The sequence below is a fragment of the Enterococcus devriesei genome (assembly GCF_001885905.1).
Classification (GTDB): Bacteria; Bacillota; Bacilli; order Lactobacillales; family Enterococcaceae; genus Enterococcus_A; species Enterococcus_A devriesei.
The window spans coordinates 35,790-62,431 of the sequence record NZ_JXKM01000006.1; the positions used below are offsets into that span (position 1 = coordinate 35,790).

The window sequence follows — 26,642 nt, forward strand, 5'->3', positions numbered from 1 at the left end:
CTCAATCCTTTTGTAAAATATAGCCGACGTTTCGTAATGTTTTAAACAGCTGATCAACACCCGTCGGTTTCAAATGTTTCCGCAAATGACTCATATAAACCTCCACCACGGTGATGGTCGTGTCAGAATCAAAGCCCCAGATGCGGTCAAAGATTTGTTCTTTCGTCAGGATCACTCCTTTGTTTTGAATGAAATAGACTAAGAGATCGAATTCTTTGCCTTGGATCGGCAGTGTTTCTTCGCCAGCGGTGACTTCTTTTGTGGCTAGGTTACAGGTGATGCTTCGATAGCTTAATTGATTTTCGGAAAATAAGCCTAAAGAACGCTTCAATAGGGCTTTGACTCGCATAATCAATTCTTCCCGGTAAAAAGGTTTGGTCAAATAATCATCGGCACCCTTTTGAAAGCCGGTAACTTTGTCTTCCAAACTGTCTTTGGCCGTAAGGATCAAAACGGGCGTCTGAATATTTTTTTCCCTTAATTCCGCTAAAACATCATACCCATTTTTCCCAGGTAGCATCAGATCCAAGACGATTAAGTCGTAAATGCCGCTTTCTGCCTCGAACAAGCCTTCTTCACCATCATAGACCTGCGTGATTGTTCCCAGGTCGGTCAAAATTTCTTTAATATTATCTGAAAGCGTTGCTTCGTCTTCTACGATTAAAAGATTTATCATTATTTTTTTCCTTTCCTATTCTTATCTCCCATAAGTGTACCATGCTTTCCTAAAACAACCTTAAACCTCCTGACGTTTCGCTTAAGCTTGGGTTAAGGCACGCTACTTATGCTACAAGCAACAATTAAAGGGGGAAACAATCTATGAATTATATCAAACGCGCACTGCAAAGCCTGTGGGCCAAGAAAGGACGCAGCTTACTGATGATCGCGGTCTTTTCAGCTATTTTAATTTTTGTTCTAGCAGGACTGACGATCCGCAGTGGGGCGGAGCTTGCGACGACGAATGCCAAAAAGAGCGTCGGGGCAACCGTCACCTTATCTACTAACCGCGAGGCGATGTTTAAAAACCAACAGGACTCGGATTCAGAGAATGCTCGGCCTGATCCGGGGAGTTTTCAGCAGACGCCAGTCAATCTTAGCGACGCGGAAAAAATCGCGAAGCTGGCCAATGTGAAATCCTATTCTTTCGAGGCCAGTACGTCGGCGGATAAAAGCACTGGTATTACACCAATTTCCAGCGAAGAGAGCACAACCTTGTCTTCTGAGGATTCCACGGATCAAAAAATGGGCGGACAAGGCGGACCGGAAGGAATGAGTCAGGGCGATTTCCAAATCAAAGGAGTTTCCCAAAGCAGCTCCTATAGTGAATTTTCCGCCGGCACCGCCAGTCTTGTTGAAGGAGAAGCAATCACTGCTAAAGATGAAGGCACCAGCAATGTCCTAATAGAAGAAAACTTAGCGGAGGCCAATGATTTGAAGGTCGGTGATACCTTTAAAATCAAGAATAGCGACGATAAAGATGTGGCAGTCACTGTCAAAGGGATTTATAAAACCAGCAGCTCTAGTGACAGCATGGGGGCTCGCTTTAATTTTATGAACCCAGCCAATACGATTTTTTCTTCCTATACGTTGGTTAATACATTGACCGGCTCAGATGACAAAACGATTGATTCGGCTGTTTACAATTTAAACGATCCGAAAGAAATGGAAAGCTTTGTTAAAAAAGCCAATAAGTTGATTGATACTGATACTTTCAGCTTAGAAACCAATGATCAAATGTATCAACAGATGCTACAGCCATTAAACAATGTCTCTAGCTTCGCAAAAAATATTGTGATCTTAGTCGCGGCGGCCGGCGTGATTATTTTGACGCTGATTATCATGCTATCGATCCGCGAACGAAAATACGAGATTGGTGTCTTGCTGTCACTAGGAGAGTCACGAGTCAAAGTGATCTCACAATTTTTCGTGGAGATCTTTGTCTGCATGGTCTTCGCCTTAGGGATCGCCGCCGCCAGTGGCAATCTTGTCGGTAACGCCGTAGGAAATCAACTACTTAGCCAACAAACCAGTAGTCAACAAACCGATCAACAAGCTAACGCTGCTGGTGATCGCGGTCCGGGTCAAGGGCAGGCACTTAATGACAATGGCGGTCAACGAGGCAACGTCCAAATGGGCGGCAATCCATTTGGTCAAACAAAAGAGATCAAAGAACTGAAAATTTCATTACAGCCAACCGAAATTCTTAGTCTAGCAGGGATCGGATTAGGCATCAGCCTCTTCTCAATCGTCCTTTCCTCCGCTGGCATTCTGCGGCTGAACCCTAAGAAAATTTTGATTTCATAAACAGAAGGAGAATGAGCTATGACACTATCAACGAAAGATTTAGGTTACTGGTACGAAAATAACGGACCGCTATTTGAAAAAGTCAATCTGACCTTTGAAAAAGGCAAGATGTACGCGATCTTAGGATCTAGTGGCTCGGGGAAAACGACTTTTTTATCCTTGATCGCCGGACTAGACACCCCTAAAAGTGGGGAGATTCTCTATGAGGACAACTCCTTAAAAAAAATCGGATTGCGTGAATACCGACGCAAAGATGTTTCAATCGTTTTTCAAGCTTATAATTTATTGCCCTATTTATCGGCGGTGGACAATGTAGTGACAGCGATGGAGATCGCCCAAAGCCAGCAAGCCGATAAAAAAGCCTATGCGTTAGCTAATTTAGAAAAAGTCGGGATCACCAAGGAGCTGGCAGAGAAAAAAGTCACGCTCTTATCAGGCGGACAGCAGCAGCGAGTCGCCATCACCCGAGCCTTGTGCTGTGAACACGAGCTGATCGTCGCCGATGAACCGACTGGAAACCTTGATGAAGCCACTTCCGGTGAGATCGTCAAGCTTTTTCAAGAAATCGCTCATCAACAACAAAAATGTATCATCTTAGTCACCCATGAACAGGAAGTCGCCAAAGGCTGCGATGTGGTCTACGAGTTGAAAAATCAGACGTTTAATCAAGTCTCGTGAGTGAAACTACTGATGCAATGATGAAAAAAACTACTTAAAAGGATTACGAGTGTAAGAAAAAAGAGTCCTATGTACGGATGATTGATGGTTTAACAATCGCATGTGTTTAAAAATATAAAAACTGTTTAAACAGTTCGAAGAGGATGAGAAGTCGCTGTTAATGGCGTTTTCCATCCTTTTGTTTTTTGGCATAGTAATTGCTTCTAATAGAGTGAGGTGATTATTATGAAAAAGAGATTTTTAGTTGCAACACATGGGCGACTAGCTAGTGGGTTTCAAAATTCGCTGAATATTCTAGCAGATAAGGGTACTGAGCTCGAAATCATAGATGCGTATTTGACTGAAGATGATTTTACCCCTATTATTACAGACTTTATAAAATCTATTGGGGAAGAAGAACAAGGAGTGATCTTTACAGACTTGTTTGGAGGAAGTGTTAATCAAAAAGTTGTTTCAGAAACAATGATAAGTAAAAAAGAACAGATATTTATTGTGTCTAATAGCAATTTAGCGATTATCTTGACTTTAGTCTTATCGTCGGAAAATGATGTGTTTACTCAACAAAGCATCAACGAAGCAATTGAAGAAAGTCAAGTTTGTTTAGTCTCAACTCAATTATCAGAAGAAGAATTATTTTTCTAGAACAACAAAAAAAAGTAGTAAATAAGAAGTTCAAAAAAACTTAGGAGGAAATAAAATGATTACTCAAATTCGTGTAGATGACCGCTTAATTCATGGTCAAGTAGCTGTGGTATGGACAAAGGAATTAAATGCACCATTGTTAGTGGTTGCTAATGATGAAGCAGCCAAAAATGAAGTTATGCAGATGACATTAAAAATGGCGGTACCGAATGGTATGAAGCTTTTGATTCGTTCGGTAGATGACGCAATTAATTTATTCAATGATCCAAGAGGGGCAGATAAGCGTATTTTTGTGATTGTAAATAGCGTATCTGATGCGAATAGAATTGCTCAAAATGTTGAAAATATTGAGACAGTAAATGTAGCAAACGCGGGAAGATTTGATAAATCTGATCCAACCACAAAAACAATGATTTTTCCTAGTGTACAGTTAAATCCTGATGAACTAACAGCAGCAAAAGAGTTGTCACAACTAGAACGAGTGAATAGTTACAATCAAGTTTTGCCGTCAAATTCGCAATTAAATTTAAAAGAAGCGTTGAAATAGGAGGAAAATAAAATGTTGATGCATGCAACGATGGCAGCTCTAGCGGTCTTTATCTGTTTCGCAGGTAACTATCTGACAGGGCAAAGTATGATGGAACGTCCCTTGGTCGTAGGTCTAGTAACTGGGATTTTAATGGGAGACATGAAGATCGGAATTTTAATGGGTGCGTCATTAGAGGCAGTATTTTTAGGAAATGTAAATATTGGCGGTGTGATCGCTGCTGAGCCAGTAACCGCAACAACTCTAGCTACAACCTTTGCAATTATTTCTAATGTAGAACAAAAAGCTGCGATGACTTTAGCTGTACCTATTGGTATGCTGGCAGCCTTTGTCGTAATGTTTTTAAAAAATGTTTTCATGAATATTTTTGCTCCAGCTTTAGATAAAGCAGCCCGCGAGGATAATCAAAAAATGGTAGTTGCATTACACTACGGAACTTGGGCTATTTATTATGTGATTATCGCTTCGATCTCTTTCATTGGTATTTTAGCGGGTAGTGGTCCAGTAAACACTTTTGTTGAAAATATTCCACAAAATTTGATGAACGGCTTAAGTGCTGCTGGAGGACTGTTGCCGGCGGTTGGGTTTGCCATGTTGATGAAATTATTATGGGACAATAAGCTATCGGTTTTTTATATTTTAGGGTTTGTTCTGACAGCTTATTTGCAACTACCGGCTGTAGCAGTCGCTGTCATTGGCGTTGTAATCTGTATTGTTAGCGCACAACGAGACCTTGAAATTAGAGATGTCGGCAAAGGCGGCAATCATCATGATGGTCCAATGACCAAAGTTGAAGAAGAGGAGGACTTTTTCGCATGAAATTCCAAGAAAATATGACAAAAGAAGAAAAGAAAATGATGCGCTCAGTCTTTTGGCGTTCGTGGACAATGAATGCAAGCCGAACTGGGGCGACACAATACCATGCAGTTGGTGTTATCTATACCCTTTTGCCTGTCATCAATCGTTTTTATAAAACAAAAGAAGAACGCGCCGAGGCGATTGTTCGTCATACCACATGGTTTAATGCCACTATGCATATTAATAATTTTATCATGGGTCTTGTTGCTTCAATGGAAAAACAAAACAGTGAAGATGAACATTTTGATGCAAGTTCTATTACAGCGGTCAAAGCATCTTTAATGGGACCAATCTCTGGAATTGGGGATTCATTTTTCTGGGGAATTCTACGAGTCATCGCTGCGGGGATTGGAATTTCTTTAGCTGCATCGGGCTCACCTTTAGGTGCGATAATGTTTTTAGTGATTTATAATGTTCCAGCTTTTTTAATCCATTATTATGCTCTCTATAGCGGATATTCTGTCGGTGCTAGCTTTATTCAAAAGATGTATGAATCAGGGGGCATGAAGATTCTAACAAAAGCATCTAGCATGTTAGGTTTAATGATGATGGGTTCAATGACAGCTTCGAATGTCAAATTTAAAACAATTTTAGAGGTGAGTGTCAAAGGCAGCAAAGAAGTAATGAAGATTCAAGATTACCTTGACCAATTGTTTGTCGGCATTGTACCTTTGACCGTCACACTTTTTGCTTTTTGGTTGTTACGGAAGAAAGTCAATGTAAATATTGTAATGTTTGGGATCATGTTCTTAGGAATCATTTTAGGGTTGTTAGGGGTATGTTAGAAAAGATAGCTGTTTTTTTCGATGTCGATGATACCTTACTGGACAATTACAGTGCATTCAAATGCACTATTGAAAATTTTTTTCCAGAAGAATTTTCTGATGAAGTTTTTTTAAAACAACTATATCGTGATTTTCGTGGAAATAGTGAGAAAATCTATCAGAAATTCCAAGAGGGACAATTGAATACGAAGCAAAATTATAATCGTTGGTATTCTGTTTTAGAGGGACTAAACCAGAAAGACTATTTAGAAATCATTGCTTTAGATGAGTATTATCACTTCTGTCAAAGCAAACAAAGGTTGTCTACTGAAATGGTGATGTTGTTAAACGTTTTAAAAAAAAGCAAGATTTTTTGTGGTATTTTAACAAATGGGTTTACTCAGCAACAGCAAAAAAAACTAGATCAATTAGGAATGGATTTGTACATTGAGCCAAAATGGCAGTTTATCTCCGAGGATCTGGGAGATACCAAACCTAATGTGAGCTGTTTCAAAAAAGTTGCGAGTCAATTACCAGCAGAAATAGCCCAAATATATTATTTAGGAGACAGTTATAAAAATGATATTGCTCCTGCACACTTGGCTAGGTGGAATCCAATTTGGCTGAATCGTTTTGCTGATGAAGGTGAATTATTAGTCCCACAAGCTACTACTAATAAAGAAGTAGTAGAACTGTTGCTTTCAAAACTATTAACCATCAAATAGAATTTATTGAATCAAGTCATATTACAAAGACTATCGTAGCGAAGAGGACAATCTAATGGACTCTTACTGCGATAGTCTTTTATAGCAAATAAAAGCAAAGATAGTTATTACTAGATGAGATGACTTTTTTTAATAGATACTGTATTTTATAAAGGGAGGCTAGAGTATGCGAAAAGAGACACGGAAACAATTGTTACACATACTAGCACAAGAACAAGCTCTGACCACGCAAGAAATTGCAGATTCTATCTCATTAAGTCGTTCCGCAACTAGTTTGTACTTAAATGAGTTATTAGAAGAAAGCGAAATTGAAAAAAGTGGAACAAAACCTGTATACTGGTCAATTAATAAAATGGAACAGACCGAAGGCGGAGATGTCTTTACCCAATACATCGGTAGCAATGGGAGCGCTAAAAAGGCACTTGAAAAATGTAAAGCTGCGGTTTTGTATCCCCCATTAGGATTGCCGCTTCTTTTACACGGTGCAAGTGGTGTGGGTAAAAGCTTTTTGGCACATCTGATATTTGAATACCTTCAAGAAAAGAAATGTGCTGGTGCTCAAAAATTTTTGGTTTTTAATTGTGCGGATTACGCCAATAATCCTGAATTGCTGTCATCCATCCTGTTTGGACATACAAAAGGAGCGTTTACTGGGGCAGAAAAGGAAAAAACAGGACTGTTAGCGCAAGCAGATAATGGTGTCTTGTTTTTAGATGAAATTCATCGACTTTCCAATGAAAATCAAGAAAAACTGTTTCAATTTATGGATAGTGGGCAATTCCGACCGGTTGGTGAAGAGGCTGAGTCGATTCATTCCAATGTGCGCTTGCTTTTTGCGACTACAGAAGCACCAGAAGAGGTTTTATTACCAACATTTTATCGTCGGATTTCTGTAGTTATTGAGTTGCCAACATTTCATGAACGACCGATATTTGAGAGAATTGAGTTAGTTAAATATCTATTTCAACGTGAAGCCAAACGTATTAAAAAAAGTATTGTTATCGCTAACGATATTTTTTCTGACTTGATTACGCAAGAGCTTCCAGGGAATATAGGCAGTTTATCTAATCAAGTCAGAATGGCTTGTGCAGATGCACTAAGACTTAAACCTAATAGCCAAACACTTTTAATAGGAAGAGATACCGAGACAACGATCCAAATCGGGTATCCACCGATACCTCAGTCGTCAGTAGAGGAGCGCTTATTTTTGGTAAAAAAAGTAACCCCGATACTCGAATCAGATGACTTCATAAAACTAAAGGAACAGCTTCAAGAATTTGATAGTAAGTATTTGACTAATGCAGTAACTGTTATAAATGATAGTTTATCTACGACAATCATTTCAAGTGTTCAAGGACAGAATCACATCCTGTTTGATAATGAAAAGATGACGTTAGAAGCCATTGAGATTGTTTGCAGGCTACTTCAAATTATCAAAGGAGACATTCCTTTAAAAATATTAAGAGCGAAAAGCCATCTTCTTTCAAAACAATACCCTCGAACATTATTACTGGCCACTAATCTGACTAAAAATGTAGCAGCAGAAATTCAGTCATTTGTTACCTTTTTTCTAGGAGTTATGCTAATTGGCAAAGTAAGCGAGGATATCCGTTATCAGGCGCTTCTTGTAGCGCATGGAAATTCAACTGCTAGCAGTATTCAAGCTGTAGCGAATAAAATGTGCGGAGAATATGTTTTCGATGCAATCAACATGCCGTTATCCTCATCAGCCCGAGATATAATAACAAAATTCAGTGATTGGCTTACAGAAAGAGATACTTCTGAAGGGGTAATCATGTTGGTAGATATGGGCTCTTTGACACATTTATATAAAAGTTTGAAACCTCAGATTTTAGGAGAGCTTCTAGTAATTAATAATTTAACGACTTCTTATGCTTTAGAGGTTGGCCAACAACTTATTAATGGAAATCTTTTTTATGAAATTGCGAAAACGGCTGAGAGGGAATTTATTACAAATGTCCAATATTTTGAAGGTTTTGCAGTAGAAAAAAATGTCATTCTAGCTAGTATCTCTGGACGTGATATTGCTAAAAAAATTAAAATGATTTGCGAAAAGTATTTCAATCCCGATATTAAACTGATCGTATTAAATTACAGTGAACTAATAAAGACTTTAGAACGAGCATATACAGAAGAAGATTATTTGAAAGAAACAGCTGTAATTTTAACGACTTCATATTTAGATAATAAGACACCGGTACCAAGTATCAATTTGATCGATGTACTAGATGAAGGTGCTGAGAATCAGCTGAATAGACAATTAAAGAATTTGATTCACCCTAATAGTATTCCACTGTTAATGAATGAGTTTATCCACTTCTTCTCTAAAGAAGGTTTGTCAGAGAAGCTTGAATTTCTAAATCCAGATGTTATTATCCGGCAAGTGGAAGACGTTGTTGGAAAGTGTGAAAAAAGGTTTGGGTTACAGTTGAATGCAAAAATGAAATTTAATTTGATGATGCATCTAGCTTTAATGGTGGAACGAACAATTCTTGGCGCAGAAGATTATCCAGTTCCTGAAAATATCAATGTGTTAAAAATTAATGACAAACCTTTTTATCAGAATGCTCAAACGATTTTTTACACGTTGGAACAGTTTTATAAAATCAAAATCTCGAATTGGGAACTTTATATTGTTTACGAGATTCTGATTGGTTAGTTGAAAAGAATTAACTAAAATATTGGTTGCTGAAAAAGCTGCAAGAGGCTCATTATTCTTAAAATGAGTTTTTTGCAGCTCTTTATCATCTAATTGACAATAAATTTTTTTCGATAAGTAGAGGGAGAAATATCAAGTTTGGAATGAAAAAATTTTGAAAAATAGGACGAGGAAGAAAAGCCAGACTCAAAAGCAATTTCAGTGATGGAGAGTGAACTTTTCCGTAGCAGAGAGCATGCTTTTTGTAATTTTAGCTCTTGAATGTACTCGCTAGGGCCCACGCTTTTATAAAGTTGAAACAGTTTGTAAAGGTAAGTTCGATCGATGTTATTGGCTTTTGAAATTTGATTAACACTAAGATTTTCTGACATATTATCATCGATGAAGTTCAGAATATCCTTAAATAAGAGTTCAGCTTGTGAGGTTTTGTCTACTTTTAGATTCATTCTATCGATTGTATCGAATAGAATAAAAGAAGCGGACATCGTTTGGAAAAGACTGTCTTTTTTAAAGGATTCGTAGATATCTTGAAAAAGAACATCTATGCGATGGTCAAAGGAATGGTTAATCACACAATTGTATTGATTCAGTTCTAGTTTTGAAAAGCAACGATCTATTAAACTTCCGGAAAAGCCAATCCATCTGTATTGCCAAGGATTTTCACGATTAGGATAATAAACATTTTTACAATTTGAAGGGATGATGAAAAAATCTCCAGCTGTAATTTTTCTTTCAGAGAAAAAAGGCGTGGAGAAAAACCCTTCGCCTTCAACACAATAATGAATGACCCAATAATCGATTGGAGCGTATTCAGTTGGCTTTGTTGAGCGACATTTCTCATAACCAACCTCACAAACGTTGAATTCTTTACTTAAATTCTCATTGTTAATTAGGATGCTGACGTCATTGGGTAATGAATTATACATTTAATCACTCCTTAAAAGAAAAATGGATAAGTCAACATTAATACAAGTATCTGGAAACATTTCTTATTTTTTATATCATGAAAGCGCTATAAAATCAATGTGTAAATAAATATTGAAAGGATGTTTAAAAGATGGAGAATTCTAATTCAAGACAACGGCTAGGTTCGGTTGCGTTGATGCTGATGACATTTTCAGCAGTCTTCGCATTTCCTAGCATTGTCAACAATAGTATTCAAATTGGGTTGGCGACGATTCCCGGATACTTGTTTGGCACTATTTTTTATTTTTTACCGTTTATATTGATGATTGCGGAATTTGCTTCTGCTAACTCAGGAAAAGAATCAGGAGTTCACAGTTGGCTGCAGTCAGTATTAGGAGAGAAATGGGCATTTTTAGGTGCATGGTCTTACTTCTTTGTGAATCTATTTTTCTTCTGTTCCTTGTTGCCGAACACATTGATTTATGGTTCTTATGCATTTGGTGGAGCTAATGTTTTTCAGGGTGGCAACAGTACGATTATTATTGCTATTATTTCGATTTTTCTCTTTTGGTTAATGACATGGGTCTGTATTAAAGGAGTATCTTGGATCTCGAAAGTCACAAGTTTTGCTGGCAGTGCAAGGTTATTCATGGGGGTAGCTTTTGTAGTTTTAGCATTTATTGTTGTTTTTGGATTTGGTAAAGAACCTGCACAAGAGTTTACGATGCAGTCAATTAAGCCAACCTTCAATTGGACTTTTTTCATGACCATGGCTTGGATTTTACAAGCTGTTGGCGGTGGTGAAAGTATTGGTGTATACATTAAGGATGTCAAAGGTGGAAATAGTACTTTTGTTCGGACAATGATTGGTGCAACTATAATTGTTGGTATCATGTATGTTTTAGGCGCGGTTGCTGTTGGGTTCGTGGTTCCTTCAGATGTATTAAAAGGGAATTTTTCAAATGGGATATTCGATATCTTTAAAATCTTGGGTTCTTATTTCCATATTCCAAGTGGAGTGATGGTCCGCTTAGTTGGCTTGATTTTATTTATTGGTAGTCTGGGTTCATTAGCGTTATGGACTGCTGCACCGGTCAAGGTCTTTTTCTCAGAAATTCCAGAGGGTGTCTTTGGAAAATGGCTGGTTAAAACCAATGAAGAAGGAAATCCGACAAATGCCTTAGTAGTACAAGGAATTATCGTTACAATGTTGCTGATTATTCCTGCATTGGGAATTGGTAACATGGATAGCTTTCTTGCGACGTTAATCAATATGACTGCTTCTACCTCATTGTTACCGGTTTTATTTTTATTAATTGCCTATATCGGATTACGGTTGAAAAAGGACTCGATGCCTCGAAGCTTTAAATTTGGCAATCGTCATTTTGGTATTTTTGCGGGTATTACGTTATTAGTGATTTTTATTTTCGTATTCTTCATGTCAACGGTTCCTGATCCGCAGTTGATTATGGCTGAGATACATGGAACATTACCGGCGGGTGAAGCAAGTCCCATTGGAATGCTGATTTATAACATTGCTGGACTAGTAATATTCATGGGCTTTGCCTGGCTTTGTTGGAATCGCTATGAGAGAAAATCAAAATTAATAAATAATAAAGAAACTAAGGTAGAGGTGACTGGCAAATGAAAATTTGGGAAAATTATCAATTGGATCATATCAATCGGTTAGAACCACGTGCACACTTTTTGAGCTTTCCAACAAAAGAAAGAGCATTATTGAATGAAAACAAGTATACACATGCTTTTAAAAATTTAAATGGACTATGGAAATTTTTATTAATAGATGCTCCAGAATATAGCCCACGTAACTTTTATGCACCAGATTTTGATACAAAAGAAATGTTCGATATCAAAGTTCCAGGCAATTGGCAAGTTCAGGGATATGGCAAAATGCATTACTCCGATCTTTGGTACAATTTTCCAATTAACCCGCCTTATGTTCCAACAGAAAATCCAACAGGGATTTACAAACGACAATTCACTGTTGATGAAAACTTCAAAGGAAAAAAAGTAATCTTGCGTTTTTGTGGTGTAGATTCTGCGTTTCATGTTTGGGTCAATGGGCAAGAAGTCGGCTACAGTAAAGGTGCAAGAAATGAAGCTGAGTTTGATGTTACCAAACTGATTCATGAAGATGACGCAAATGATTTGACGGTAAGAGTTTATCAATGGTCTGATGGGACATATTTAGAGGATCAGGATATGTGGTGGCTTAGTGGAATCTTTAGAGATGTAGAGCTGCTTGGGGTTCCTTTTGCAGGGGTTAATGATATTAAAGTGGTCGCAGATTTGGATGAAGACTATACAAATGGGTTGTTGGATCTGTCTTTCAAATTCCGTGAAGAAAAGTCGCAGCGCATAGAGGTAGAATTGATCGATTCAGCTGGGAAACAAGTTAGTCAAACGTCGGTTAACCAGCAAGAACGGATTCATATGGAAATTCCTAAGGTTGAACCTTGGACGGCTGAAACACCTAATTTGTACCAAATGATGATCTCTGTTTATGAAGGGGATGAATTGATCGAGGTTATTCCACAACAGGTAGGGTTTAGAAATATCCGCTTAGCGGGCGAGGTTTTTCTAGTGAATGGTGTGGCAATCAAGTTCAAAGGCGTTAATCGTCATGATTATAATCCAAGAAATGGCCGAGTTGTCTCAAAGGAAGAAATTGAAAAAGATATTATTTTAATGAAGCAATTCAATATTAATGCCATTCGAACAAGTCATTACCCAGCCTCTTATTATTTGTACGATCTTTGTGACCATTATGGAATGTACGTCATCGATGAAACGGATTTAGAATGTCATGGATTTGAATTAACTGGGAAATATGATTGGATTAGTGATGATCCTGAGTGGGAAATGGCCTATGTTTCTAGAATGGTTCGAATGATTGAAAGAGACAAAAATCATCCATCGATTATACTTTGGTCTCTTGGAAATGAATCTGCTTTTGGAAGCAATTTTGTAAAAATGGCCGAGGTGGCGAAAAAGATGGATTCAACTCGACTAGTTCATTATGAAGGGGACTTCGAGGTAGAAGCAGCGGATATATACTCAACCATGTACACTTGGCTGGAACATCCAACAAAGAAACCATTGATGAAAACCATTATTGAGGAATCAAAAAAACCACACATCTTATGTGAATATTGTCATGCGATGGGGAATGGACCTGGTAACTTAAAAGAATATCAAGACTTATTCTACACTCATGATAAGTTGCAAGGCGGTTTTATTTGGGAATGGTTTGATCATGGAATTGAGTCATATACTGAAAAAGGAGAAAAATATTATCGTTATGGCGGCGACTTTGGCGATGATCCTTCCAATAAAGATTTCTGTATTGATGGGATGCTGATGCCAGATCGCACTCCTTCTCCAAGTCTGTACGAATATAAAAAAGTCATCGAACCCATTCAAACGACAGAAATTGACCTGGCCGAAGGAAAAATCGAGCTGTTGAGTCGTTTTGATTTCCAAAATTTACAGATTTTTGATTTGTATTATTCAATTATTGAGGATGAGACCGTGATCGAAGATGGAACAATTTCACTACCTTCGATTTCAGCACGTCAAAAAATGGAAATGACTTTGCCTTATTCGTTGAACTTTATACCCCAGCCAGGAGCAAGTTATTTCTTGAAACTTTCCTATCGACTTAATGCAGCCATGGCGTATGCACCAAAGGGGTATGAATTGGCCTCGGCTAATTTTGAACTTCCGATTATGACAGAAGGCCTTGTCGTCGAACCAAACGGTCGTTTGCAAGTCGAACAAGATGAAACAAAGCTTAATATTGTTGGAGAAAATTTTTCAGTAACTTTTGATACTGTGAGAGGAACGCTTTTGAAGATGGTTCAAGATGGCCAAACACTGATTGAACGAGGACCTAAGTTTACTTTATGGCGGGCTCCGATTAGTAATGACATGGAAATCATTGATGAAATGAAAAAGAAGCATTTTCTTCATTTGGAGCATGAGATTGTTCATTCGTTTAATTGGGAAAAGGCAGATCGATCAATTAAGATCATTGTTGAAACGATCAACTCGACTACAAATAGTGCTTGGCATTACAAGTGTACTTATAGTTATACAATTTTTGGAAGTGGCGATATTTTATTTAATATAGAAGGAATTCCTAGTGGGAAAATCGATACAGCCCCAGACATGCTTCCGCGACTAGGAGTATCGATGCATGTAAATAAAGCTTTAAATCAAGTGAAATACTTGGGCCGAGGACCAAGAGGAAACTATGCGGATTCAAAAGAAGCAGGGTATCTCGGAGTTTATAGTTCGAGTGTTAAGGATATGTTTACAAATTATGTGGTTCCTCAAGCGAATGGAAACAGGATGGATACTCGGTGGGTGGCACTAACCGATGATCGAGGACAGGGTGTGTTCGTTGCTGAATCATCTGGATTTAACTTCAGCACTTCTTATTACGAAGAAGCTGATTTAGACCAGGCAAAGCATACTTGCGACTTAGAAGAACGGGATTATGTAGTTGTAAATATCGACTACAAGCAAAATGCATTAGGAAGCTTTTCTTGTGGACAGTGGCAGTTAGAAAAATATCGAACAACTTTTGAAAAATTCGATATTTCCTTCCGCTTAACTGGTTTTAACAGAAAAGAAGCTGATATTTTATCGTTGTCCCATGAAGTCTTAAACTAATTTTTGTCCTAACTAAAGATGCTCCTTCAAATTCGTTTACTAGCAGATTTTATCATTGCTAGAACAGAATTTGAAAGGAGTATTTTTTATTGGAAAAAGGTTCATTGTAAAATCGGATATGGTGTAACAATCAAAACATCAATGAAAATGTAGCTCAACAGATGAATAAAAAAATTGATTGAATTTCTTAAATAAAAAGTACGTTACTTTAAGATTGGAACATTTACTTTTCACTAAATTTCATCTTTCAATAGCTGATACAACACCTGTGCGTTATTAGATTCTTCATTTTTCGCACCGTAGACAAGGGTCACATCTTTTTCTTTTGTTAAAACTTTTTTTAACTCATTTAAGGCTTCTTTTTGTGAGCCCGTCTGCAGTTCTTCAAGGTATTTCGCTTGAAACTCAGGGAATTTATCGTCATCATGATTGAACCATTTTCTAAGTTCAGGACTTGGGGCGATTTCTTTTAACCAAAGATCGATCTGTTCAATCTCTTTGGATTTTCCTCGCGGCCATAATCGATCGACTAGGATACGATAGCCATCTGCGTTCTCCGCAGCTAAGTAAGCTCGTTTAATTTTAAGCATATGTGGACACTTCCTTTCGCTCATTTTATCAAAATCGAGAAGAAAGAAGGAATGAAAACCATTAATTACAAAAAGAGTACAAGAAAAAACTGTCAACAAGCCTAGGCTTATTGACAGTTTAAGCAGATTAAGTCTATGAGAATGGAAGGATTGACGTGAAACGTTGCTTAATCTGCGGTGTACCCTTGAAGAGCTTCGGCTCCTTCATCGTTGTTACTGATGCGAACCACATTATCCATTGCTGAAACAAAGATTTTCCCATCACCGGGCTGACCAGTGTGTAAAATATGTTTCATGGTATTGATGACTTGGTGAACGGGACTGCTGCTAATCACCACATCGACTTTGACTTTTGGCAGAAGCTTCGTAGGAATCACTGAACCGCGATAATATTCGGTGCTGCCTTTTTGAATACCATGGCCTAAAACTTGAGTGACAGTTAGGCCTTCAATTCCAATTTTTTCTAAGCCTTTTTTTAATTCATCCAGTTTGTTTTCATTGATCACGACGGAAACCATTGAGATCGGTAATGTCTCTAACTCACCTTGCTGCACCCTTTTCCAGTTCGTTTGTATATCGGAGCTGTTGCGGTCCGTTTCAGTGACAGCTTCCACTTGTACGTTGGAAATATCGGTTGCTAAGACAGGTTCTTTGCCAAACATTCCGGTAGCAGGAGCAGAGTTGGCTGAGAGTGGCAATTCATTGGCGTTCGTCATATCCGGTGTCACCACGAACCCGCTATAAGCGCTTTGTAAGCCATGTTCTTCAAGATCTAGGCCTTCTAATTCGATTTTTTCAGAGACTCGTAAGCCGACCGTATGTTTTAAAGCAAAGAATAAAAGACTTGCACTTGCTCCGACCCATGCGGCAGTGACTAAAACACCAAGGATTTGAGTGAAAAAGAAACTAGTACCGCCGCCATAGAAAAGCCCGCCATCTAGCGCTAGTAGGCCAGTCATAATCGTTCCTAACGCACCGCAGACGCCGTGAACACCGACCGCACCAACAGGGTCATCTACGCGGATTTTCTTATCAATAAATTCAACCGCAAAGATCATGGCAGCACCGGAAGCTAAGCCGATGATCCAAGCACCGCCAGCGCTGACCATATCACAACCGGCAGTAATTCCGACTAAGCCGGCAAGGGTGCCGTTCAAGGTCAATGAAACATCCGGTTTTTTATAGCGAAACCAAGAAATAATCAGTGTGGTCAATGTCCCAGTAGCTGCGGCAATATTGGTGTTGACTAAAACATTTGAGGCGATCAAGATCGTATCGTCGCCAGTCATTGAAGTGGTGGAACCGCCGTTGAAACCAAACCACGAGAACCATAGGATGAAGACACCCAGTGCCGCCAAGGTCAAATTATGGCCAGGGATGGCGTTGGATTTTTTGTCTTTGGTGTATTTTCCGATTCGTGGACCAACGATTGCTGCGCCGGCAAAGGCCGCGATCCCGCCCACCATGTGCACGGCTGTTGAACCAGCGAAGTCATGGAAGCCCATTTCTGCTAAGAAGCCGCCGCCCCAGATCCAGTGACCAGAGATCGGATAGATCAGGCCGCTGATTACGGCGCTAAAGATACAGTAAGCGATGAAATTTGTTCGTTCCGCCATCGCCCCTGAGACGATCGTCGCCGCAGTCGCGCAGAAGACGGTCTGAAATAATAAGAAGGTGGGAGTAGGAAGGTCGAATGTCAGTGAGTTTCCAGCGAAAAAGTTGATTCCACCGAAAATGGCACTGCTACCACCAAACATGATTCCAAAACCAATCACCCAATAAAGCAGAGTGCCGAAACAAAAATCAATCAGATTTTTCATGATAATGTTACCGGCATTTTTAGCCCGGGTGAAGCCGGACTCGACTAACGTAAAACCTGCCTGCATAAAGAATACTAGAAATGCGCCTAACAATGTCCAAATCACATCAACTGACGAATACATAGAATCAATCCTTTCGTTTATGTTAACTTTTCTAACACACTACACAGAAATTCAGGGCTAGTCAATAACGTTCGTCATTTTTTCTGCAACAAAAGACAAAAAAATTAATTTTAACGACATTAAATGTGATGTTTTGTAACATACACAGAAACTTAAAGGTTTCTACCTTCAAGAAATGGCGCCGTAAATTTTTGTTTTGTAGCATTCTCTCGCGTAAAAGTTTGAGCAGTTGTATATGAGAGATTCTTCCTGATTCAAACGTGTCGAAGTACAGGAACTAGAAAAACTCAGCCTAAATGACTAGTTGAAAAATCCGACCTTTGCCCTATGACGAATATTCAGAGTTTCGGCATAATGAAGACATAAGATAACTACACGTTACGAGTAGTAAAAGCTGAAATTGAAGGAGATAATTAAAATGACGAAAAAAATGATGAAATCACAAAATAATCGAGTGTTAACAGGTACATTAGCCGGTATCGCTGAATATTTCAGAATCGACGCTACTACCGTACGTATCATCTATGTTTTCACTAGTATCTTTTTAGTTGGTGCACCAATTTTACTTTATATTTTATTGGCGATATTAGTTCCTTCCGCTGAAAGACAGACGCGTGTTTACCAACAAACACGAGCCGATCAACCAAAACAGGCAGAACCCGTTGCAGATGGCACATGGAGTGACTTCTAATCAAGGGGAAAATAAAAAAATAAAAACGGATCGTCTTAGTGCGATCCGTTTTTTTGTTAGTAGCAATGTTAAAAGAATACTCATCTGTCGGAGGAGCTATTGATGTAGTCGATTCAATTATTACTCTAAAAGTTATAATCAAAATTTCTAAATACATTAATAAAAAAAGAGTAAAATGAATATGTAAAGTAAGCGTTTTTTTAAGGTGTTAAGTCGTTTCGTATGAAAGAGGTAAAGCACTTTTCTAAAGGATTAGGAGGTGGCAGATGGATTTTCGACAGATTTTGGGTACCAGTAGTTTACGTAGGTTGAACATTGTTGAAGTGTTGTATTATAACCGGGATGGCTTACCAAATGAAAAGCTACTAAGTGAATTAGGCTGTTCTTTGCCGATTTTGTTGAATGATATGAATGTTATAAATGAGCTGCAAGATAATTTTTTTATTGAGAAGGAGAAGGGCCTCTATCGATTGACACTTAGAAATAATGTGAGTATCGGAAAGCTCTATTCTGAAGTGCTGGCCAATTCCCCAGAATTCCAAATTGTGGAGCAGTTATTGTATGAACGTTGTGACAACATCGCTGAGCTTTCAAAATTGCTGTATCTAAGTTCGTCCAATACACAACGTTACTTAAAAAAGATCGAGAAAGTTTTGAGGGTTGCGGGGATTCGCTTATATTATCGCCCACTTCGCTTAGAAGGTAAAGAAAGCGTGATCCGGCATTTTTACTATCGTTATTTTCTTGAAAAACAGTATTCATTGAATGTAGCGCTGCCTGATTTGAAGGAATATCAGTTAAAATCAGTCGAACAATTCGTTATAGCCTTTACCGAAATCAATGGTTTGTATAAAAAATATATTTTTCAAAAACGAGTGGCTTATAATGTTTTTATTAGTTTGTGGCGTATAAAAAATGGCCATCATTACCCGGCGAAGGAGCTGCGTAGGCGAGGGTTATCGTTACCTAAGACCGAGGATATTACCAAATTCCGAGACACCGTGTCAGAAGTTTTTCGTCTTGACTTAACCGACGACTTGCTACGTGACTGTCTGTGGCTTTCCTTCTCAGATTCAGTTGTTTTTAGTCAAGCACATCGAGAGGCGGCAATAGAAGACAATCCGCGTTACAGCTATTTATTTGAAGCTCATTTAGAATTGACGGATCGTTTCGTTAAGCTTTTAGGCAAGCCGATTGATGAAACTTACCGTAGAGAGCTGACGACCGTATTAGTGAATGATAGTTATCTTTATGATGAGAATCGCGATTTTTTGACGATTCTGCGAAAAAGTCGCACGATCTTTTTAAAGATGGTCAGAATTATGCATAAGTATGCAGTTGATAAGGCAACTGAGACGGTTACCGAATTTGTTCAAAAGCATCAATTTTATAAAACGGAGGACTTTATTACAAATTATGTCTATCTTTTATTGACTGAGGAAGTTGATAGCTTAGAAGAACTGGCTAACCAAGAGGAAACGGTCCATTTATTACTTATTTCTGATCTTTCGCCAACGGAAGAAAAATTTATTACTAAAATTATCAGTCAGATTGTTTATGGTAATTTTGAAATTCATCATTACGAAGGCTCGCTTAAGGATAATGGCGATCTATTCAAAAAAATCTTGACCTATGATGGCTTGATTACTACCGGCTCCAGCGAAGGGGTGCCAGCATCATTTCCTTTGATTTCAATGGACCCTTATGTGACGCCGCAATCAATTGTGGCAATCCAAAATTTAGTCAATGAGCTGTCCGAAGCCAAAAGTAAACGTTCCAAGCAATGAAAAAAGTTCCTCACATTGATATTGAATGTGGGGAACTTTTTGTTTACTTAGACATGGTTATAAATATTTCGCCAATCCGACCGCAATCCCATCTTCATCACAGGAAAGTGTCACATCATCAGCCACCGCTTTTAGTTCCTCAACGGCATTGCCCATCGCGACACCGATCCCGGCGTATTCGATAATGGTACGGTCATTTTGACCATCGCCAAAAGCAATCATATTGTACGAATGAATTCCTAAATCAGGAAAAACGGTGTTTAAAGCCTTGGCTTTATCAATCCCTTTATCTGTAAATTCAAAATAGAAGGGGGCTGAAAAAGCGGCAGTCACAACCTCATCAAAAGGAGCGTGGATCGCATCGACATTTTCCTGCAAGTATTCTGGTTGGGCCGCGATCAAAATTTTATTGATTGGAAAAGTGGCGAAGGCCGCGAGATCATCGATTTCGCATAGCTTGAAATTGCCACCGCGAGACTCATATCGAATGATATTGAAATCTCCTTCTGGCAACTCTAAGTTATTGTTGTAAACGTCATTTACATACATATAGTCTTCTTTGTCAATCATCGGCATCACATCGAACTTTTTCAAGTGTTCCAAGATTGCTTGTCCGGTTTCAACACTCATGGCTTGATTGAACAAGACTTCCTTGGTCTTGCAATCGGTCACACGAGAACCGTTATAGGAAACGAGATAGCCTTCATATTTCGTCATTTCTAGTTGCTCAGCCAGTTCAAACATTCCTGTCGTAGGGCGACCGGAAGCTAAAATCACTTTGATCCCTTTTTCTTGAGCGTTGATCAAGGCCTGCTTCGTTTTTGGAGAGATCATTTTTTTTGAAGTTAATAATGTACCGTCGATGTCCAGTACGATCGCTTTGATATCCATGTCATCACGTCCTAATTTGAGTATAAATTAAGTCTACTATTGGCTAGAGGTGATGTAAATGGTTTCATTTGTAAATCCCGTTGGAAAATCAAAGGGTTCTTAATAAGAAAAGCCAGCCTTTCAGTCTGGAAAAATCATTTCCCAATAAGGATCGTGAAGCTTCACTTCATGGACTTTTTGCCAGCCTTCTTTTTCGTAAAAGGCTAATGCCTCATGGTTGCGAGACAAACATTTTAACCGGATCGGTCGCTGGGTAACTTTTTTGGCTTGCTGCATCAGCAAATGACCGATGCCCAGACCTTGAAACTCATGGTGAATGAACAAGCAATGGATAAAGTTTTCTGGTAGGTAAATGGAAATAAAGCCCACGATCTGCTGTTGTTCGATCGCCACGAAAATCTGCTCGTCTTGGGTATCACGGTCGAAATCCTCTTCGTGCATCAGCAGCGGATCATCCCAGTAAAACGTCCGGCGACGGCTCTCTAAATAAAGTTTCCGCAGACTTTTTCTATCTTGGGGGATCATTTCACGAATCTGCATATAGTTGGTCCTTCTTTCAAAAAAATTAACGTAAATAAGGCATCAGGTTCTGCAAGACGATCTGATAACCTGCGGGCAGTAAGTGAGCCCCGTCAAAGCTGAGCTCTTTTCGTAAATTTCCATCACTGTCAGCTAACTGTTCGTTGACGTCGATGTAGCTGTAACCAAAGGTTTCTGCCAGTTGTCCCAGCTGATCACTCATTGCCTGTAAATTTTGGTTTGTCCGTTTGTCAGAATAGCGGCCTGTTTCTCCTGAGCGTGGGTCAATAAATTCATCGACGGCGTTGATCGGGTAAAATTTCATGACGTAAACCTGTGTTTCCGGTAACTGCTCCTTGATCTTGGTTAGGAGCTGACGATAATTTGTCAGTGTTTCAGTCTCGGAGAGTCCAAAGCCAATGTCGTTGGTGCCAATGTTGATAAAAATTTTCCTCGGTTTTAAGTCAAAAATCAAGGTGTCTAAGTGGTCTAAGACATCTTTTGTTGTGGTGGCTCGGACGCCGCGATTGTAAATCGTTAGCGGCAGTCCCAAATTTTCTTCTACTTGAAATTTTTCAATCGGAAAAATTTCCATCAAGCTAGAACCGACAAAGACGATTTGATTTTTCTTAGCGGTTTTATTTGCGGCTGTATAATGACTACGCAAATCATCTTGGAATTCTTTTAACTTAGGATTTAGTTTAGTGAGTTTGACGGTTTCGTCTTTCATAGAAATGCCAGCTTTCATTTTTATAGTTAGATATCTAATTGTTTATGAGTTTAGTCTCTTGCTGCGAGACTGTCAATTATTCTGGCTGCCAAAAAGACAGGATTTTTATAAAAATAGTCCTTTCGACCCATGACGAAGGGCTAAAGTTCTTGCATAATAGGCTTATAGAAAAACGACAAGGAGAGAACCGTATGAATGAACGGGAACAAATCTTAGCGTCAATCAAAAAAGGGATCTTGTCCTCTGAAGAAGGTCTAGATTTATTAGAACATCTTGAAAAAAATCACGCTGCAGCGGAGCAATCAGCAGAAGCAGCGATAGAAGATACACCGTTACCAGCTGAAAAACCAGCGACAACTTTTGAAAAAACAGAGGAAAGTAAACCAACTACGGAAGCAGAACCAGAGTTCCTTCAAGAGGAAACCGAAAACGTAGATATCGAAGTCGGATCTAAGTCAGACTCGTCAACGGTTAGTGCGCCAAAAGTAGCTGGAAAATCCGAACCGGAAATCAAACCTACGCCGCAACCAACCGATAGCGTAACCAGCTTACTCAATGAATGGGAACACATAGGTACAACTGGATCTACTACCTCAAAGGACTCAGTAACGGAAAAAATCGATGAGTTCGATCAAGCTTTGCAAGCGAAAAGCAAGCAGCTGCGAGAAAATCAGGAAGAATACCGTGAACTGAATCTGGAAGCAGAGCTAGGCATTATTTCAGCGGAAAATCAGCCACGTTATCAGCAATTAAAAGAAGAAATCGATCAGCTAGAGTCAGAGATCCAACAATTAAAGCAAGCACGTGAAACTCCGGAGACGGAGTATTATACGGCTTCAGAAGAAGCACCAAACTTTTTCGGAATCCCGGATGATTTTGATCAGCAGCGCTATTCGCCACTGGATCGACCAACGGAAGAGCCGCAAAATTTTGCGGGACGATTAGAACGATTAATGAATAAAACCGTTCAAGCCGTTTCTGAAACAGTCAATGGGAGTGGGGCTTTTAAGGACATAGGCAAGCAAATGCCGCAGCGTAGAAACGTACATTTCAGCCATCAATTCTTATTTGAATCGATCGATGCGACCTTGCTGGATATCAAGCTCGCCAAGGGAAAAGTCATTCTCAAAGCATGGACCGATGAAACGGTTAGTGACGTGAAAGTCGATGCTGAGGTTACGCTATTAGCTGCCGTTGAGGACGCGGACCCGCTGGAGGCTTTCTTGGAACGTAGTCAAATCGAGATTGACGATTATCAAATTCGGTTTCATGTACCGAATAAACGGGTGGAAGCGACCTTGACCTTCTATTTGCCAAGACGCCACTATCAACAGGCAAAACTTCAGCTCTTGACTAGTGATCTGCGGGTTGAGGAGTTAGCAGCCAAAGAAGTATTGATTAAGTCTACCGCGGGTACAATTAGAATTGAAGATCTCGATGCGTCGAGCTTAGAGATTCAAGGAACCAATAATCAGATCGAACTACAAGCTGGCGACATCTTAGAGTCAACAATCGAGACAGTCAATGGTACGATTATTTCCAAAGCGGCGATCATTAGTGGCGACTATGCTACGATCAATGGCGACATTAAAATTACCGCTGGAAATGAAAACTTGAAAAAAATCAAAGCCAGCGCTGTCGATGGGGATGTGAAAGTTGCGTTGCCTAAAGGGTTAGGCTTAAAAGGAACTGGAAAAACGGATCAAGGAACGATCAATTACCGCTTCGCGAATTGCGAGACGGTTCGAGAAAGAAACGAAGGAAATCAAAAAACGCTACATTTCCAACGATCAGCGGATGAAACTGCGCGAATCACCGTTTCTTCTAAGGCTGGAAATATTTTTTTAAAGGATTCTGATAGTTAAAGGAGCTGCAATGATGAGTAAAAAAATGACTAAATCACAAAATAATAAAATGTTGACCGGTACATTAGCCGGCGTTGCTGAATATTTTGGCATCGATCCAACAATTGCTCGAGTGATCTTTGTATTTGCAACGATCGTGCTTAATGGCGGACCGATCTTGTTATATATTTTATTTATGCTGTTGATGCCAAAAGAAGCTGGACAACAGCTTGATAGACAAAGGGCTCAACGCCCTAAACGGGAGACAAAAGCGCAACGCAAACGCGCTGAAGACGATTGGAACGACTTCTAAGAGCTTCACCCAAAAATTGAATCGATTGAAAAAGTGAATAGCCAAATCGGCTGTTCACTTTTTTTGGTTTTTACCTAGCGGTGCTGTGATACAATAAGAAGGCATTAGAGACAAGTAGCAGCAGGCAAAAAATGAAAGTAGGGAAAGTATGGAGAAGAAGGTATTTTTCTTTGATATTGATGGAACCTTAACAGATCGGAAGACCGGACAAGTCGTTCCAAGTGCCAAACGGGCGTTGGAGTTGCTAGAAAAAAACGGTCATTTCGTTTCCATCGCGACAGGGAGGGCTCATTATAAATGCCGCGGGTTTCTTGAGTCGCTTGGCTTAGAAAATATGGTTTGCTCCGGCGGAATGGGACTGGTTCTCCATCATCAGCTGGTAAAAAATACGCCATTGGATCGAAGGGAAGCGTTAGCGGTGATCCATCACGCTGAGCAGTTGGGAATTGGTGTATTAATTGCTTTGGATGATTCGGAAAAAGTCTATGCCGCCAATGATCTTTTTCGCGAGCAGGTTGGCCCCCGGCAAGAACCGACAGAATATGTGATTGACCCAGACTTCAAGGTAGATGAAGCCCCAGAGATTTTTAAATTTTATTTGGCGTTGTCAAAAGAACAAGACCAGTTGATCCCGGATCCGGTAAAATTTGCTAAGCTGCGTTTTGTGCCAGAATACATCATGTGCCAGCACGATAATAAAAAACAAGGGATTCTCGATGTGTTGGATTATTTAAGTTTGCCGCAAAAAGAGGTAGTCGTTTTTGGCGACGATTTGAATGACTTGGTCATGTTCGATCCTAGTTGGACGAGTATCGCGATGGGCAATGGTGCCGAGGAGCTGAAAGCGCGGGCGGATTACGTAACGGATCGTAATGTCGATGATGGTATTTATAATGCATGTGTGAAATTTGGCTGGATTTAAGGCCAGTTATACTATTGGAAAATCCTTCAATTTGGAAACGGGTTGAAGTTTTTTTTCGTTATCAAGTCTAGAAAAACTTTGTGATTCCAACAAGTAATGCTACGATAGAAGTAACCAATTAAAGGAGACCGCCGATGATCTCATTTATTTTATTATTCAGGAGCCTCTGGCATATTCTAAAAATTTTATTCAAACAAGAAGAACAAAAGGCCGTGCTATTGGCGGTCTTATTTATTCTAGTGATTGGCACACTCTTTTATCATAATGTTGAGGGGATGGCCTATCTTGACGCGCTGTATTTTGCGGTGATGACCCTTGCGACGGTGGGGTATGGCGATTTTATTCCCCACACGGCACTGGGGAAATTATTTACCATCGTCTATGTGCTGATTGGCGTGGGAATTCTTACCGCCTTGATTGCAAATTTCAATCGAGCATTGATAGAGTATCATAAAGAAAAACGCGGAGCTGCCGCTACGAAGGTAGAAACCAAAAAATAAGATCAAATGAACGGCCCAAAGAAACTAGTTGGAGTTCTTTGGGCCGTCGCTTGTTTTTAGCGGATCATTGGCTCAATGACTTGCTGGATCAGCTCGATCCGGTCTTTGGTTCCTTCCATAAATAGCGAGGCAATCGCAATTACCAGCTGCTTTTCGCGATTACAATAAATCACATTACCGCCGTCACCAAGCGCGGCGAAAATCTGCTTTTCTTGGTCAATAATCCACCACAAATAGCCGTAAGAAAGGTTCATTTCCAGCCATTTACTGTGAGGACTGGTACTTTCAGCTAACCACTCAGGAGAAACAATCTGGCTATGATCCCATTGCCCATCGTTTAAATATAATTGACCGATCGTTGCCATATCCCTAGAAGAGAGAGTCAATCCCCAACCGCCGGCATTCACGCCCTTAGCATCACAAACCCAACCGTTATAATCGATCGATTGATTGAAAGCCATCTGTTCTTCCGCTGAAGAAAAGGTGATATTTTTTTCGATGGTGATCCCAAGCGGAGTAAAAAGATTTTCTTGAGCAAATGCCAGTACAGATTGTCCCGTCGCTTTGATTAGGACCGCTGATAAAATATCCGGCCCGATTAAAGGCGTGTAATGAAACGCTCCAATCCTCCCTTGCCCGCCTAATAAATCCAGCGAAAAAGCCGCCCAGTCACTACTCATAAAATACTGGCTGTAGATGCTTGGATCCGTCGTATCATAGTTGTAGGGCGCTGTCATGGTGATTAAATCGCGCAGTGTAATCTGCTGAATGGTCTGCTCCTTTGCTGCGACTGAGTATTCAGGAAAGAACGTTAGTACCTTTTGCTCCAAACTGTTCAAATATCCTTGATCGAAGGCGATTCCAACTAAAAGGGAAAGAATGCTCTTGGAGACCGAATAGACATGTAGCTTGCTGGTGACGTCACAGCCATTAAAAAAGGTTTCACATACCGTTTTGCCGTTTTGTAAAATGGTGATTCCGCCGATATTTGGGTGCTCTGATTCGATTAGTTCCACCAATCGTTTTTGATTATTTTCTTCCATTAATAAAAACTCCTTCCTGTCTCAAACCTAGCGTAAGGCTTCCAGTAAGAGGAAGGTCAAGGAAAAT

The 26,642-nt window shown here is 39.6% G+C and carries 24 protein-coding genes; 16 read left to right on the forward strand and 8 right to left on the reverse strand.

The window, feature by feature from the left end:
• Nucleotide 1 precedes the first annotated feature (1 nt).
• A complete protein-coding gene (locus tag RV00_RS09720; RefSeq protein ID WP_071862411.1) occupies nt 2-676 on the reverse strand; it encodes a response regulator transcription factor in 675 nt (224 codons plus the stop codon).
• A gap of 143 nt (nt 677-819) precedes the next feature.
• Here RV00_RS09720 and RV00_RS09725 point away from each other — a divergent pair, with 143 nt between their 5' ends.
• From RV00_RS09725 to RV00_RS09760, 8 genes are all read left to right on the forward strand, one after another.
• Nucleotides 820-2,304 (forward strand): ABC transporter permease, encoded by a 1,485-nt coding sequence (locus RV00_RS09725; RefSeq protein WP_071862412.1) that lies wholly within the window; start codon nt 820-822, stop codon nt 2,302-2,304.
• Nucleotides 2,305-2,322: 18 nt separating this feature from the next.
• Entirely contained in the window at nt 2,323-2,982 is a 660-nt protein-coding gene (locus RV00_RS09730; protein WP_071862413.1) for an ABC transporter ATP-binding protein, read from the forward strand.
• A 225-nt stretch (nt 2,983-3,207) separates the two neighbouring features.
• Nucleotides 3,208-3,624, forward strand: a complete 417-nt coding sequence (locus RV00_RS09735; protein ID WP_071862414.1) for a PTS sugar transporter subunit IIA — start codon at nt 3,208-3,210, stop codon at nt 3,622-3,624.
• A gap of 55 nt (nt 3,625-3,679) precedes the next feature.
• The gene (locus RV00_RS09740) at nt 3,680-4,171 is read left to right on the forward strand and encodes a PTS sugar transporter subunit IIB (protein WP_071862415.1); all 492 of its coding nucleotides are present in this window, start codon (nt 3,680-3,682) and stop codon (nt 4,169-4,171) included.
• A 12-nt stretch (nt 4,172-4,183) separates the two neighbouring features.
• Complete coding sequence (locus RV00_RS09745) at nt 4,184-4,990, forward strand: PTS mannose/fructose/sorbose/N-acetylgalactosamine transporter subunit IIC (RefSeq protein ID WP_071862416.1); 807 nt, start codon at nt 4,184-4,186, stop codon at nt 4,988-4,990.
• The gene (locus tag RV00_RS09750; protein WP_071862417.1) at nt 4,987-5,814 is read left to right on the forward strand and encodes a PTS system mannose/fructose/sorbose family transporter subunit IID; all 828 of its coding nucleotides are present in this window, start codon (nt 4,987-4,989) and stop codon (nt 5,812-5,814) included. The genes RV00_RS09745 and RV00_RS09750 overlap by 4 nt, the downstream gene beginning before the upstream one ends.
• Nucleotides 5,808-6,518: an HAD family hydrolase gene (locus RV00_RS09755; RefSeq protein ID WP_071862418.1), complete on the forward strand. Its 711-nt coding sequence runs from the start codon at nt 5,808-5,810 to the stop codon at nt 6,516-6,518. Before RV00_RS09750 ends, RV00_RS09755 begins: the two co-directional genes overlap by 7 nt.
• 166 nt (nt 6,519-6,684) lie before the next feature.
• Nucleotides 6,685-9,198, forward strand: a complete 2,514-nt coding sequence (locus RV00_RS09760; protein ID WP_071862419.1) for a sigma 54-interacting transcriptional regulator — start codon at nt 6,685-6,687, stop codon at nt 9,196-9,198.
• 89 nt (nt 9,199-9,287) lie between these two features.
• Here RV00_RS09760 and RV00_RS09765 read toward each other — a convergent pair whose 3' ends face one another.
• The gene (locus tag RV00_RS09765; protein ID WP_071862420.1) at nt 9,288-10,124 is read right to left on the reverse strand and encodes a helix-turn-helix domain-containing protein; all 837 of its coding nucleotides are present in this window, start codon (nt 10,122-10,124) and stop codon (nt 9,288-9,290) included.
• A 131-nt stretch (nt 10,125-10,255) separates the two neighbouring features.
• Here RV00_RS09765 and RV00_RS09770 point away from each other — a divergent pair, with 131 nt between their 5' ends.
• Nucleotides 10,256-11,752 carry an amino acid permease gene (locus RV00_RS09770; protein ID WP_071862421.1) on the forward strand — a complete coding sequence of 499 codons (1,497 nt, stop codon included), beginning with the start codon at nt 10,256-10,258 and terminating at the stop codon, nt 11,750-11,752.
• Nucleotides 11,749-14,802, forward strand: a complete 3,054-nt coding sequence (gene ebgA / locus RV00_RS09775; protein ID WP_071862422.1) for a beta-galactosidase subunit alpha — start codon at nt 11,749-11,751, stop codon at nt 14,800-14,802. The genes RV00_RS09770 and ebgA overlap by 4 nt, the downstream gene beginning before the upstream one ends.
• Nucleotides 14,803-15,035: 233 nt before the next feature.
• On the opposite strand, the gene RV00_RS09780 is transcribed toward ebgA, so the two are convergent.
• A complete protein-coding gene (locus tag RV00_RS09780; RefSeq protein WP_071862423.1) occupies nt 15,036-15,392 on the reverse strand; it encodes a DUF488 domain-containing protein in 357 nt (118 codons plus the stop codon).
• A 167-nt stretch (nt 15,393-15,559) separates the two neighbouring features.
• Complete coding sequence (locus tag RV00_RS09785; RefSeq protein WP_071862424.1) at nt 15,560-17,335, reverse strand: ammonium transporter; 1,776 nt, start codon at nt 17,333-17,335, stop codon at nt 15,560-15,562.
• A gap of 418 nt (nt 17,336-17,753) precedes the next feature.
• On the opposite strand from RV00_RS09785, the gene RV00_RS09790 reads away from it, so the two are divergent.
• Both RV00_RS09790 and RV00_RS09795 read left to right on the forward strand, forming a co-directional pair.
• Nucleotides 17,754-18,026, forward strand: a complete 273-nt coding sequence (locus RV00_RS09790; protein WP_071862425.1) for a PspC domain-containing protein — start codon at nt 17,754-17,756, stop codon at nt 18,024-18,026.
• Between the two features lie 266 nt (nt 18,027-18,292).
• Nucleotides 18,293-19,813, forward strand: coding sequence for an AcpB/EbpR/MafR family transcriptional regulator (locus tag RV00_RS09795; RefSeq protein WP_071862426.1), 1,521 nt, complete (start codon nt 18,293-18,295; stop codon nt 19,811-19,813).
• A gap of 57 nt (nt 19,814-19,870) precedes the next feature.
• Here the strand turns inward: RV00_RS09795 and RV00_RS09800 are convergent, their stop codons facing one another.
• The 3 genes from RV00_RS09800 to RV00_RS09810 all read right to left on the reverse strand — a co-directional run bounded on the left by RV00_RS09800 (nt 19,871) and on the right by RV00_RS09810 (nt 21,953).
• Complete coding sequence (locus tag RV00_RS09800; RefSeq protein WP_071862427.1) at nt 19,871-20,704, reverse strand: Cof-type HAD-IIB family hydrolase; 834 nt, start codon at nt 20,702-20,704, stop codon at nt 19,871-19,873.
• 120 nt (nt 20,705-20,824) lie between these two features.
• Nucleotides 20,825-21,244, reverse strand: a complete 420-nt coding sequence (locus RV00_RS09805) for a GNAT family N-acetyltransferase (RefSeq protein ID WP_071862428.1) — start codon at nt 21,242-21,244, stop codon at nt 20,825-20,827.
• A gap of 25 nt (nt 21,245-21,269) precedes the next feature.
• A complete protein-coding gene (locus tag RV00_RS09810) occupies nt 21,270-21,953 on the reverse strand; it encodes a GDSL-type esterase/lipase family protein (RefSeq protein ID WP_071862429.1) in 684 nt (227 codons plus the stop codon).
• A gap of 191 nt (nt 21,954-22,144) precedes the next feature.
• On the opposite strand from RV00_RS09810, the gene liaX reads away from it, so the two are divergent.
• The 4 genes from liaX to RV00_RS09830 all read left to right on the forward strand — a co-directional run bounded on the left by liaX (nt 22,145) and on the right by RV00_RS09830 (nt 25,532).
• Entirely contained in the window at nt 22,145-23,818 is a 1,674-nt protein-coding gene (gene liaX, locus RV00_RS09815; protein ID WP_071862430.1) for a daptomycin-sensing surface protein LiaX, read from the forward strand.
• Nucleotides 23,819-23,831: 13 nt separating this feature from the next.
• On the forward strand, nt 23,832-24,110 hold the full coding sequence (locus RV00_RS09820) for a PspC domain-containing protein (protein WP_071862431.1): 279 nt from the start codon (nt 23,832-23,834) through the stop codon (nt 24,108-24,110).
• Nucleotides 24,111-24,258: 148 nt separating this feature from the next.
• Nucleotides 24,259-25,032: an HAD-IIB family hydrolase gene (locus RV00_RS09825; protein WP_071862432.1), complete on the forward strand. Its 774-nt coding sequence runs from the start codon at nt 24,259-24,261 to the stop codon at nt 25,030-25,032.
• A gap of 134 nt (nt 25,033-25,166) precedes the next feature.
• The gene (locus tag RV00_RS09830) at nt 25,167-25,532 is read left to right on the forward strand and encodes a potassium channel family protein (RefSeq protein WP_071862433.1); all 366 of its coding nucleotides are present in this window, start codon (nt 25,167-25,169) and stop codon (nt 25,530-25,532) included.
• 56 nt (nt 25,533-25,588) lie between these two features.
• Here RV00_RS09830 and RV00_RS09835 read toward each other — a convergent pair whose 3' ends face one another.
• The gene (locus RV00_RS09835) at nt 25,589-26,575 is read right to left on the reverse strand and encodes a serine hydrolase domain-containing protein (RefSeq protein WP_071862434.1); all 987 of its coding nucleotides are present in this window, start codon (nt 26,573-26,575) and stop codon (nt 25,589-25,591) included.
• Nucleotides 26,576-26,642: the final 67 nt, after the last annotated feature.